The 12617-nt window shown below is 43.7% G+C and carries 9 protein-coding genes and 1 pseudogene; 4 read left to right on the top strand and 6 right to left on the bottom strand.

Features of this window, described 5'->3' with window-relative positions:
• Positions 1-239 precede the first annotated feature (239 nt).
• Entirely contained in the window at positions 240-2405 is a 2166-nt protein-coding gene (locus tag ACVBDU_RS17285) for a S9 family peptidase (RefSeq protein ID WP_447180977.1), read from the top strand.
• Between the two features lie 18 nt (positions 2406-2423).
• Complete coding sequence (locus tag ACVBDU_RS17280; RefSeq protein WP_447180976.1) at positions 2424-3788, top strand: peptide MFS transporter; 1365 nt, start codon at positions 2424-2426, stop codon at positions 3786-3788.
• Positions 3789-3790: 2 nt separating this feature from the next.
• On the opposite strand, the gene ACVBDU_RS24035 is transcribed toward ACVBDU_RS17280, so the two are convergent.
• From ACVBDU_RS24035 to surE, 6 genes and pseudogenes are all read right to left on the bottom strand, one after another.
• Positions 3791-4273 carry a hypothetical protein gene (locus tag ACVBDU_RS24035; RefSeq protein WP_514372387.1) on the bottom strand — a complete coding sequence of 161 codons (483 nt, stop codon included), beginning with the start codon at positions 4271-4273 and terminating at the stop codon, positions 3791-3793.
• Between the two features lie 63 nt (positions 4274-4336).
• Positions 4337-5827: pseudogene (locus ACVBDU_RS17275) on the bottom strand (ComEC/Rec2 family competence protein); the annotation flags it as partial.
• A 44-nt stretch (positions 5828-5871) separates the two neighbouring features.
• Entirely contained in the window at positions 5872-6366 is a 495-nt protein-coding gene (locus tag ACVBDU_RS17270) for a C40 family peptidase (RefSeq protein ID WP_447180975.1), read from the bottom strand.
• Positions 6367-6498: 132 nt separating this feature from the next.
• Positions 6499-7620: a lipid-A-disaccharide synthase gene (gene lpxB, locus ACVBDU_RS17265; protein WP_447180974.1), complete on the bottom strand. Its 1122-nt coding sequence runs from the start codon at positions 7618-7620 to the stop codon at positions 6499-6501.
• 94 nt (positions 7621-7714) lie between these two features.
• Entirely contained in the window at positions 7715-7996 is a 282-nt protein-coding gene (locus tag ACVBDU_RS17260) for a hypothetical protein (RefSeq protein WP_447180973.1), read from the bottom strand.
• Entirely contained in the window at positions 7989-8765 is a 777-nt protein-coding gene (gene surE / locus ACVBDU_RS17255) for a 5'/3'-nucleotidase SurE (protein WP_447180972.1), read from the bottom strand. Before surE ends, ACVBDU_RS17260 begins: the two co-directional genes overlap by 8 nt.
• Before the next feature lie 704 nt (positions 8766-9469).
• Between surE and ACVBDU_RS17250 the strand changes: the two genes are divergently transcribed.
• Entirely contained in the window at positions 9470-11599 is a 2130-nt protein-coding gene (locus ACVBDU_RS17250; RefSeq protein ID WP_447180971.1) for a carboxy terminal-processing peptidase, read from the top strand.
• A 727-nt stretch (positions 11600-12326) separates the two neighbouring features.
• On the top strand, positions 12327-12599 hold the full coding sequence (locus ACVBDU_RS17245) for a hypothetical protein (protein ID WP_447180970.1): 273 nt from the start codon (positions 12327-12329) through the stop codon (positions 12597-12599).
• The last annotated feature ends 18 nt before the right edge of the window (positions 12600-12617 follow it).

The following is a 12617-nucleotide window of genomic DNA, read 5'->3' as shown; positions in this document are numbered from 1 at the left end:
GTAAAATACACAAATTATTATGCCGGTCGCAGATTCAGGCTATGGTGCCTGCTACCGCGCCCGTATGATCTATCGGGCAAAGATACTAAAGAAATCCCGGTATTTCGTGTGTTAATATTTACTTCCGAAAGACGAAAAACCTTGAAATGTCACAGTTTAACTGAAAAAGTTTATATTTTCGCAAAAAAAACAGTATACTTGGCAGATTTTTTTGTTTGCTGATAATAATTTAAACTTTAATGAAAAAATATTTCATCTTGTCCGTTTTACTTGCAGGATTAACAACTTCGCTTACTGCACAGGATCGTCAAATTACTTTAGAGCAAATCTGGAATGGAACTTTTAGTGCCGAAGGTATGGATGTACTCCATTCCATGAAAAACGGGAAACAGTACTCCATTTTAAATATGGACCGTCAATCCAAAGAGATATCGGTAGACAGATATGATTATAATACCCTGGAAAAGGTGGAGACCATAGTGTCTGCCAAAGACCTTGAGGGGATATCTTATTTCACTTCCTATACGTTCAGTAACGACGAATCCAGGGTTTTACTGGCTACAGATGTGGAACCGGTATACCGCCATTCGAAATTGGGCATATATTATATGTACGATATACAGAGTAAGAAAACACAGAAAATTTCAGACAATAAAATTCAGGAGCCCACTTTTTCACCGGACGGTAATAAAGTGGCTTTTGTTTTTAAGAACAATATCTATGTAAAAGACCTCGTGTCGGGAAAAACCGAACAAATCACGACCGATGGAGAAAAAAACAAGATAATAAACGGTATCACTGATTGGGTCTATGAAGAAGAATTTGCTTTTGTAAGGGCTTTCGAATGGAACGCGGACGGCACGGACATAGCGTATATAAAGTTCGATGAAAGTGAAGTGCCCGAGTTCTCTATGGATGTTTACGGAAACCAACTCTATCCTGTACAACAGGAATTCAAATACCCGAAAGCAGGAGAGAACAATGCCAAAGTGTCCCTGTTTGTTTACGATCTGGAAAGAGGAAATACCAAAGAAGTTAAGCTGGAAAATGCCTATTATATTCCCAGGATAAAATGGAGCAATGATGCCGATATACTCAGTGTACAGGTGCTTAACCGTCACCAGAATAACCTGGAACTGGTTTTCTATAGTGTGAAAAATGCTTCTGTCAAAGTAGCTCTTAGCGAAAAAGATAAAGCATACATAGATATTACGGATAACCTTACTTTCTTGAAAGACAACAGCTTTATCTGGACGAGTGAGAAAGACGGGTATAATCATATCTATCATTACGGGAAGGACGGGAAACTGATCCGTCAGGTCACCGAAGGACCGTGGGAAGTGACCAATTATTACGGTTATGATGCTAAAACCGGTCGTATTTTTTACCAGTCTGTAGAAAACGGCTCCATAAACAGGGATGTATATGCGGTTAAACTGAACGGTAAAGGCAAGCAACGGCTTTCTTCCCGGGAAGGTACAAACAGCGCTACTTTCAGTACGAACTTCAGTTATTTTATAAACTCTTACTCCAGTGTCTCCACGCCACCGCGCTATACACTTAACGATGCAAAGAACGGTAAAGAAATCAAGGAAATCGTTAACAACGATGCATTGATACAGAAGCTGGCAGATTACAATCTTTCCGAAAAAGAGTTTTCCACGATCCGTATCAACGGTTATGATCTGAACATGTGGATGATAAAACCTGCGGATTTCGACCCGAATAAAGAATACCCGCTTTTGATGTTCCAGTACAGTGGTCCCGGATCGCAGCAAGTGGCTAACCGATGGGGAGGGGCTAATGATTACTGGTACCAGATGCTTGCCGGACAAGGGTATATAGTAGCCTGTATAGATGGGCGCGGAACCGGGTTTAAAGGCGCGGATTTTAAAAAGATGACCTATAAGGAACTGGGGAAATACGAAGTAGAAGATCAGATAGAAGCGGCCAGGGAACTCGGTAAAGAGCCCTATGTCGATGCGGAAAGGATAGGGATATGGGGATGGAGTTACGGTGGCTTTATGTCTTCTAACTGTATCCTTAAGGGTAATGATGTGTTTAAAATGGCTATAGCGGTAGCTCCGGTAACCAACTGGAGGTTTTACGATACTATTTATACCGAGAGATACATGTGTACCCCGCAGGAAAACGCTTCGGGTTACGATGACAACTCGCCCATAAACCATGTGGAAAAACTCAAAGGAGCTTATCTCCTGGTGCACGGTACGGCAGATGATAATGTACATGTGCAGAATACGATGCGTATGGTAGAAGCTCTTGTGCAGGCCAACAAACAGTTTGACTGGGCCATCTACCCGGATAAAAATCACGGTATTTACGGGGGAAATACCAGACTTCATCTCTACACTAAAATGACGAACTTTATTAAAGAAAATCTATAGAAACATAAATATACTTTCATGGCAATAACATCTAAACCAGCACATCAGAGGGAACTTTTCGGACACCCGGCGGGATTGTACATCTTATTTTTTACAGAAATGTGGGAACGCTTCAGTTACTATGGTATGCGGGCACTGTTCACCCTGTTCCTGGTAGCCGAAACCACTTCCAAAAATCCCGGTTTTGGCTGGACAAACGGGGAAGCACTTTCCCTTTACGGATGGTATACCATGTTGGTTTATGTATCGTCTATACCCGGAGGCTGGCTCGCAGACAGGGTACTCGGGCAAAAGAAAACCGTAATGCTCGGTGGAGCGCTTTTATGTGTAGGGCACGCTATCCTGGCGCTTAATTCCGAAATATCTTTCTATACCGGTTGCTTCTTTATTATACTGGGAGTAGGTTGCCTGAAACCCAATATATCCTCTATGGTAGGAGGTTTGTACAAACCTAAGGACGAACGAAGGGATCTCGGCTTCTATATCTTTTATATGGGTATAAATATAGGGGGCTTTGCTGCGCCTATCATTTGCGGATACGTTGGAGAAAAGATAAACTGGCACTACGGATTCGGACTGGCTGCGATAGGAATGTTCCTGGGGCAGATAGTATATGTGTGGGGGCAAAAATATCTTAAAGGAGTAGGGGACCTCATATCCGTAAAGAACGATAAGGACAGGGAAATACTTGAAAAACCACTTACATCAGTAGAAAAAGACAGGGTAAAGGTATTGCTGCTTTCTTTCCTTCTTATCATACTATTCTGGGCCGCATTTGAGCAGGCAGGTGGATTAATGAACCTGTATGCCCAGCAAAAAACGGACAGAAATTTCTTCGGAATGGGAGTGATCCCTGCCTCTGTTTTCCAGTCGGTCAACTCTTTCTTTATTATAACCCTGGCAACCCTGGTAGGGCTGTTTTGGTTCAAATGGAGACGTAAGGGAAAGGAATCTTCTTCCTTGTTTAAGATGGCAATTGGAATAATTGTGATGGCGCTTGGTTTTGGTTTCATGAGTGCTGCCGCAACAGAATATCAGAATACCGGTTCTTCCGCTATGTATTGGCTGATACTGGCCTATCTTTTTCATACCATAGGAGAATTATGCGCCTCACCGGTCTCTCTCTCGTTTATTACCAAACTCGCCCCCCTGAAATATGCTTCCATCATAATGGGACTTTACTGGGCAGCTACCGGATTTGGTAATTATGCTGCAAGTAAACTCGGTGTACTGGCCCAGTCTTTGGGAGACTTTGAAGTGTTTACCGGGATTATGATTATATGGACCCTTATCGGCATAGTGGTAATCCTGTTGTTGAAACCGTTAAAGAGGCTTACGCACGGTGCCGAGGACGGAGAAGGCGCTATTGTGGCAGAGGTGTAAAACTAATTTTTACGCAGAATATAAGCTCCCTTTTCATACGTGTTGTGGAAAGGGAGTTTTTCTTTTTTGCAGGTTGCCTGCCATTGCCGGATATAAGATGTATAATTACTGCCATCCGCTATAATTATTTCCGGATGATATACCTCTATAACCCTTTCCAGGTTGATTTTCGGCGAGTTCCCCAAAAGTATGGCATGGGGTTTTAGTTCCGGTATCAGGGGGATTGCTTCACTGTTGATGTACAGTAAACTCTTGCCGTATACATCGTAAAGATTTTGCGCGTTTTTCGTTTTTATATGACTTATTCTTTCCGATACGGCATATGTGCGGATGATACCGTCGTTCTCTATTTCATTTTCGGGAACAGGAGCGTATATAGTCAGTTCCTTTCCATGCTGCCGGGCAATACATGTATCCCGGTTCTTGTGAAATATAACCCATTTTTCCCGGGTAGAGGTATCATAACGGTTATATAAAAGAGACAATTGTATACACAGAACAGATAGCAACAGGGCCGATCCCCTCCGGAAGGTAGTTTTTTGAAGACATAAAAAGAAAAGTATAAGGAACAGGTAGAGAGATACGAGTAATCCGGCGTCGAAGGAAATATCGCGGAAAACAAAACTTTCCTGCCGGGCGATCCAGGATACCAGCCGGTTCATGGTTAGTATGACATATGCATATGCCCCGGCAAGGAAAGGGGGCAGACTGTGCAAAAGGGCGAGGACTATTACAAAGATACCTCCTCCGAGAATAATGCCGAGAGCAGGGACAATAAGTAGGTTGGAAAGGAAAAATAAACCGGGAAACTGGTGGAAATAATACAGGCTTAACGGTAGCACACCGAATTGTGCCGCCAGGGATACCGTGGTCAGTTTCCATAAGAAGTCCGTAGTTTTTCATCCGGGTTTCCACCGGGCGTACAGTACAGGCTGAACCCAGACAATAGAAAAGACGGCCAGGTAACTGAGTTGAAAGCCTACATCAAACAGAAAGTCAGGTTTTAAGAGAAGAAGAAAGAACATGGAAACCAACAGTACATTACTGATGTTTGTTTTTCGTCTGAGCTGCATCGCCAAAGCGACAAATGAAAACATACATACGGCCCGTACCACAGATGCGGACATCCCGGCGATAAAAGCAAAGCCCCATAATACCGAAATAGTGAGTATCAAGCTAAACAGATTGCCGTATTTCAACCGCCGGAGAGGATGTAGAAGAAAAAGCAGCATAAAGAGAATAATACCCACATGGAGACCGGATATGGCCAGGATATGCAGTGCCCCTGCGGCAGCATAATCCTGATAAATGTCCTCGGGGATATCCTGTTTCTGTCCCAGCAGAAGGGCCTGGATTACCACTACCGACTCTTCCGGGAAATGATAGTGCTCCAGGGCTTTCGATATTTTATTCCGTACCACGTCCGCATAAGCATACAGGTTTTTCCCCGACCCGGGGATATGGTATAATTCTTCAGGTGTCAGGGACAGATGGTGGTATATGTACTGCTTTCGAAGATAATTTTTGTAGTGGAACTGGTGCGGGTTACGAGGTTCCTGAATATCCCGGAAAGTCGCTTTTGTATAATATTCGTTGCCTGTAAAAAGTTCTTTAGCCGTGCTGTCGCGACTCAGGTGAAGAAGGACTTTTCCGGAGGCTTTTAATCCGTTTATTTCCCGGATACGGGCGATATATCTGTAGGAGTAAGAATTCGGTTTCAGGGCTTTCAGGAGCGTAAAGCGGATCTTGTCTCCTCCTTTTGTATAGTTAGTGTAATGATGCGCCTTGAATTCCGGTTTTTCCGAGTTTGCTATCAGTACGCCGATACCAAAGGTAAGGCATAGGGCAGTGATACTGAAATATCGGACAGCCGGAAATCCCGGTCGGGAAGAATAATAATAGGACAGGCAGAAAATAAGGAGCAGGGTTGCTATAGAACCGTATATAATGATCCGGGGAATATCGGTATAAAAACCCGATAGTATTCCGGCTATGAGAAAAACAAGCAATTTTAAGATGTTGGAATTCCATAATTGCATGTTTAAAAATACAAAAAAACATGTAAAATAAGAGGAGAGGTGTACTACAGGACACGTCTGGCCTCGGAAAAGGCATGATTCCAGTATCCTTCTTTCAAAGAAGAAATAAGCACCCCCCTGGAGGTGGTAGAGTGGATAAAACGAATCTCCTGACCTTTTATGTCAACCACAAGGCCAACGTGATTTATCCTGTTCTTTCTTCCGGTTTTAAAGAAGAGAAGATCGCCCTTTCGGACTTCTTTGAGCTTGACTTTTTCGCCCTGTGTTGCCATCATGTAAGAAGCGCGTTGCAATGCGATATCGTGCTCCTGGAAAGAAGTGTATACCAGGCCGGAACAATCCATACCTTTCCGGGTAGTGCCTCCGTACCGGTATCTGGTACCGTTGTAGGAAATGGCGGTTTCTATGATCTTATTTGCCTGGGCACTGCCTTTGGCCGGAGGAAGGGATTCTGCCGATTCACTACCCGGCCATGCTTCCACATTTACGGTGCGGTTGGGAGGTGCCCCTTCGATAGTAACGGATCTTGGTGTCTCCAAAACCGACTTTTTGGATTTACACGCACACAGGGACAAAAGCAAACAGATGGTAAAATAAACTCGCCGCATGAACAGAAACTGGTTTAGGCTAAAATAATAAAAAAAGTGTTTCCCCCGGCAGCGGGATGTAAACTAGTCATTTTGGATAGCAGAAATGATAAGACGGGCAGTCTGCTCGCTTGCCCCTCTTCCCCCCAGTTTTTTTTCCAGGTCGTGATAATCACTGAATATCTGTCTGCGTTTTTTGCCATCCAGAATTTTTGTGAGTTCTTCTCTCAGGCGATTGCGGTTGAGTTCTCCCTGAATGAGTTCGGTAACCACTTCTTTATCCATTACGAGATTTACCAGGGAAATAAATTTCAATGTGATGATCCTCTTTGCGATCTGGTAGGAAAACCAGTTGCCTTTATAGCATACGATTTCCGGAACTTTAAACAAAGCGGTTTCCAATGTTGCCGTACCGCTGGTTACCAGGGCGGCGGTGGCAACACTCAACAGGTTGTATGTTTTGTTGCGGATAAGGTTTATGTTGGAATTTTTAATAAAAGGATGGTAAAACTCGGCATCCTGTCCGGGTGCGCCGGCAATAACAAACTGGTATTCCGGGAACAAGGGAGGCATTTCCAGCATTACGGAGAGCATTTTTCGTATTTCCTGTTTCCGGCTTCCCGGTAACAGGGCGATGATGGGTTTGTCCGGTTCCAGGTTGTATATTTTCCGGAAGTCAGATTCATTTACCTTGGGATATTGCGCTATGGCATCAATAAGCGGGTGGCCGACGAAATGCACCGGATACTGGTGCTTTTTTTCATAAAAATCCTTTTCGAAAGGAAGGATAACATACATCTGGTCAATGTCTCTCTTGATGGCTTTTATCCGGTTTTCTTTCCAGGCCCATAGCTGTGGTGAAATGTAATAGTGAGTCCGGTACCCTGTAGTTTTCGCCCATTTGGCGATCCGCATGTTAAACCCCGGGTAATCCACAAAAATAATGACATCGGGGGCAAAAGAAGCAATGTCCCTTTTACAAAAGGCAATGTTTTTAAAAATGGTGCTGAGGTTCATCAGAACTTCAGCGAACCCCATAAAAGCAAGGTCCTTATAGTGCTTGACCAAAGTACCGCCCACAGCCTGCATGAGATCTCCTCCCCAAAAGCGAAAAACCGCGTTAGGGTCCTGTTTCTTCAGTGCTTTCATAAGATTGGAAGCGTGAAGGTCGCCCGAAGCTTCACCGGCAATGATATAATATTTCATCTGACTGATCCTTTTTTAATGCTGCAATACAGATTGTTCTGTACATCCTTTATGTCTTTGTTCTCCTTCGTCCGGATGGTGTTATTTCACTATTTCAGGATATTTTATAAATGAGGGTTATTACAGCCGTGAAAATAGTGGCAAGCAATACGCCTTTTGCCCGGTGGTCCCGTCTTATTTTTAAAAAACCGAAGAAAGCTACCAGGTTGAGCAGTGCCCCCAGTGCCAGTATACTGCCAAAATGACCTACCTGGAATGCATCTTTAAGAGTCTCTTCTATTCCTGCTTTTGAAAACAATAGAATATAAAGCAGGGAGCCAAATATATTGGCAATGATCCCTATGGCAAACCCTATGGCGATTTCTTTTTTAATCATTCAGGTTCCAGGTGTTTAAAGTTTGTATGGAATGGTGGGCAGTAAGGTCGAACTGTACGGGAACTACGGAAATAAAACCGTTGGCCAGCGCCCATTCGTCCGTGTCTTCTCCTTTATCTTCATTGATGAATTTCCCGGTAAGCCAGTAATATTCCCGGCCCTGCGGATTGGTTCGTTTGTCAAATTCCTCTACCCATCTCGCATTGGCCTGGCGGCATATTTTTATACCCTTGATCTCTTCCTTTTTAAGTTTGGGGAAATTGACATTCAGAATCACTCCTTTAGGGATGCCATTGGCAAGCGCATTCAGGGTTATGGTCTTTACATAGCTCTTGATAGTTTCGAAATCGGCATCCCAGGAATAGTCGCACAGGGAAAAACCTATGGCGGGGATACCTTCTATACCGGCTTCTACCGCTGCACTCATGGTACCGGAGTAGATGACGTTTACGGAAGAATTGGAACCGTGATTGATACCACTTACACAAATGTCGGGTTTCTTTTTCAGGAGTTCGTTTACCGCCAGCTTTACACAGTCCACCGGCGTTCCGGAGCAACTGTATTCTTCTGTTACCTGGTCGTCTATATTGATCTTATTGCAAAAAAGGGTGGCATCTATGGTAACCGCATGTCCTTTTCCGGATTGAGGGCTGTCCGGCGCCACTACAATAACATCTCCTATTTCTTTCATTACCTCTATAAGGGCCCTTATGCCCGGTGCAGCTATGCCATCATCATTGGTCACCAGTATCAGGGGTCTCTTTTTCATAGAACTTTGTCGTTAAAATATATTGCTAAAATAAGCATTTATCCTTAGGTCCGTTTTAGAGACTATCTAAGTTTTATCCTTTGGGTCTTTTATGCGCCTTTTTCCGCCATATTTCAGGTATTTTTCGGTCCATAGCTTAGGCTATGCCCCTCAAAATACCTTCATCTGACGAAAACCCGCCTGCCGGCGTGCAGGAATACACTATAAAATATTCCAAAAACAAAATTTAGACAGTCTCTTAAACTTATCTTTACTTTTTAACAGGCCCGCTTTCGGATTTAAAAACCGGCTCCTTATCCATCTTTTTGCTTAAAATGCGTAACGGGTTAAAATTATTTGAGTATCCGTAGCAAAGTAAACTTTCCGTCCGCTCTATGGAACTTTAATCTATAGAGTGGCTGAGATTCCTTGCTCCGGAAAAAATCACTTTCAGCTTCTTTGTAAAGTCAATACAAATTGGAGTAAAACCACTATACTGACCTAACGTTATCCGTTTAACAAAAAATTAGTATCATTGTAGCTAACTGGCATGGTTTTTTCAGTAATTTAGAGGTTTTAAAGAAATAACCGGAGCGGATGCTATGGATTTGCCGTTCATTTCTGTAAAAGGGAGGCCGGATTTCCCGGGAAAAAGATAACTATGGAGAGGTCCCCTTTTAAGTTCGGTATGATTTTCCGTTCCGGAATTCAAAAAAAGTTGACAGATGAAACGAAATTTTGTGTATGTACTGGCGGCACTGCTTATATCGGTAGCCTCCTGTAGTTTTACGAATAAGACATTCGAGAACCCGGATAAAGACAAGCTTCTTATACAGCTTATCTCTTATGTACTGGAAAAAGGACATTTTGACCCCAAAGATATGGACGATGCCTTTTCCGAAAAAGTATTCGATCAGTATATTTCCATGCTGGACCCTTCCAAACGCTATTTCCTGCAATCGGATATGAAAGAATTTGAAAAGTATCGTGACCAGATCGATGATCAGATCCGCGATTCGGATATAACCTTTTTTGATCTGGTACAACAACGCCTGGTAAAGCGTATCGGGGAAGGACAGGAAATTTACAAGGAGATACTGGAAAAACCTTTTGATTTTTCCGAAGATGAGGATATCGAAATGGACTATGATAATCTGTCTTATGCTTCTTCGAGAGAAGAACTGAAAGACAGATGGAAGAAATATCTCAAGTTCTCCACCCTTTCCGGATATGTGACCAGGCTGGAAGAGGAAGAGAACAAAAAAAAGGAGGATCCGGAATATAGTGTGAAGTCTGAAAAGGAACTGGAACAGGAAGCAAGAGAGTCCACCAAAAAAATGCAGGATGAATTTTATGACCTGATAGACGACCTGGAGCGCAAAGACTGGTTTGTAATGTATCTGAATGCCATAGTGACCGAATTCGATCCGCATACATATTATTTCGGTCCGGAGGAAAAGGATCGTTTCGATACCAGTATGTCCGGAAAATTTGAAGGTATCGGGGCAAGGCTTCAGAGAAAGAACGACAGGATAAAGATAGTGGAAGTGATTTCCGGAGGTCCTGCATGGCGTGGTAACCAGGTGGAGGTAGGAGATGAAATAGTGCGCGTGGCACAAGGCAGTGAAGAGGCAGTAGATGTTATTGGAATGCGTCTCGATGATGCTGTAAAACTTATCAAGGGACCCAAAGGTTCGGAAGTGAAGCTTACCCTGAAAAAAGTGAACGGTACCACAGAAGTTATCTCTATTATCCGGGATATTGTGGAGCTGGAAGAATCTTATGCGAAGTCTTCTACCGTAGAGAAAGACGGTAAGACATTCGGCGTAATCAACCTGCCCAAGTTCTATATTGATTTTGACAATTATGACGATCGCAATGCCGCATCGGATGTGGAAAAAGAGATAGAAAGACTTAAGGAACAGGGAATAGAAGGACTGGTCCTCGATCTCCGGGGTAACGGCGGTGGTTCCCTTAAAACCGTTGTGGACATGGCCGGGTTCTTCATAGAGAAAGGGCCTATAGTGCAGGTGAAATCTTCGGGAAAGAAAAAAGAAGTGCTCTCCGATACGGATGAACGTATACAGTGGGACGGGCCGCTTGTTATCCTTGTGAACGAATTATCGGCCTCAGCCTCGGAAATACTGGCTGCAGCCATGCAGGATTACAAAAGGGCGATCGTCATTGGGAGTAAACAGACCTATGGAAAGGGAACGGTGCAGAATGTGGTGGATCTGAACCAGTTCCTGGGGCAGAAAAACGATTTTGGCGATGTAGGGGCGCTCAAAATTACAACACAGAAGTTCTATCGTGTTAACGGAGGTTCTACACAGCTGGAAGGTGTGAAAAGTGATATCATAGTGCCGGACAGGTACAGCTATATAGATATAGGGGAGAAAGACCAGGAAAATCCGTTGCCCTGGGATAAAATAGACCCCGCCGATTACAAAACCTGGGACGGTTATGTGAATTACGATTACACGTTGAAGAAAAGTAAGGAAAGAATGGCTGAAAATGAGCAGTTGACCCTTATTGATGAAAATGCCAGATGGGTGAAAGAAAAACAGAACGAGAACAAGTATTCTCTGAATTATGAGACATACAGGAAGACAATGGATAAAGACGAACAAATAGCAAAACGTTTTGAAGCTTTATCCGATTATAAAACCGATCTTACTTTCCGTTCTCTGCCTTATGAAGAAAGTCTGATGGCCCAGGATACGGTGCTGCGTGACAAACGTCAGCGTTGGCACGAAAACCTGTCTAAAGATGTATATGTGGAAGAAGCATTAAATGTCCTCGAAGATCTCCAGGTAGGTCAGGTTAAGAAAAGAGTAGCCAATATCCGTGATTAACGGAAGACATAGAAAATTGGGATCAGAATAAAAGGAACCCCGGAATTTTTCCGGGGTTTTTACATTTGACAGTTAAAACTTACCGCCTGAAGGTCCTTAAACGATTTCTAATAGACTGTCGGAGTTCTACCCTTTAAAAGCATCTCAGCCAGTACGATACCGGTAGAGATATAATTGCCAAACCGATAAAATCACTGCTGGCTTCCCGGCAAGTTCAGGACGGGAAGCCTCCCTGTAAAGATACGCCTGCTTTTGTCACCGGACCGGCATATCGTATTCCAGGTCGGGTGATCCGGGTCCTGTTTTTGCCATTTAAGGGATTACGTTTACACCGAACCGGTTTGGGTTAGCGGCTAACTCAAACCCTTTAGCGGTCAAAGTAATTACTTATGCAGTCAACCGAACCTCTTACGCTGCATACCCATTCCCTTTAGCCGCAAACATAACCAGGTTAGCCGCTTGAGCAATTGCATATGAATTCACAAGTAATCCGGTTAGCGGTCAAAGTAACTGCTTATGCAGTCAACCGAAGCCCTTACGCCGCATACCCATTCCCTTTAGCCGCAAACATAACCAGGTTAGCCGCTTAAGCAATTGCATATGAATTCACAAGCAAACCCTTTAGCGGTCAAAGTAACTACTTATGCAGTCAACCGAAGCCCTTACGCCGCATACCTATTCCCTTTAGCCGCAAACATAACCCGGTTAGCCGCTTAAGCAATTGCATATGAATTCACAAGCAAACCGGTTAGCGGTCAAAGTAACTGCTTATGCAGTCAACCGAACCCCTTACACCGCTAACTTATACCCTTTAGCCGTCAAAGTAACCTGGTTAGCGGCTAAAGGGAATGGTTTAGCCGCTAACCGGACTACTTCCGGTGTCAAAGGGATTGTGTTAATGGCCATTTTCCGGGCATTAAAGCGGAAGGGAACGGGAGGCTTTTCCGTGGGTCTCGGTACAGGAAAGTATGGGAAAGAAATACGCTTATCCGGAGTCTGAAGATAAGCGGAGCTTTGA

The organism is Sinomicrobium endophyticum, from assembly GCF_052983315.1.
Note: the sequence above shows the minus strand (reverse complement) of the source record. Positions and strands in the feature narration are given on the sequence as shown.

Bases quoted from the DNA above. Each gene is read 5' to 3' on its own strand.
- ACVBDU_RS17250 (WP_447180971.1), top strand. From the start codon at position 9,470: ATGAAACGAAATTTTGTGTATGTACTGGCGGCACTGCTTATATCGGTA.
- ACVBDU_RS17285 (WP_447180977.1), top strand. From the start codon at position 240: ATGAAAAAATATTTCATCTTGTCCGTTTTACTTGCAGGATTAACAACT.
- lpxB (WP_447180974.1), bottom strand. From the start codon at position 7,620: ATGAAATATTATATCATTGCCGGTGAAGCTTCGGGCGACCTTCACGCT.
- ACVBDU_RS17260 (WP_447180973.1), bottom strand. From the start codon at position 7,996: ATGATTAAAAAAGAAATCGCCATAGGGTTTGCCATAGGGATCATTGCC.
- ACVBDU_RS17280 (WP_447180976.1), top strand. From the start codon at position 2,424: ATGGCAATAACATCTAAACCAGCACATCAGAGGGAACTTTTCGGACAC.
- ACVBDU_RS17245 (WP_447180970.1), top strand. From the start codon at position 12,327: ATGAATTCACAAGCAAACCGGTTAGCGGTCAAAGTAACTGCTTATGCA.
- surE (WP_447180972.1), bottom strand. From the start codon at position 8,765: ATGAAAAAGAGACCCCTGATACTGGTGACCAATGATGATGGCATAGCT.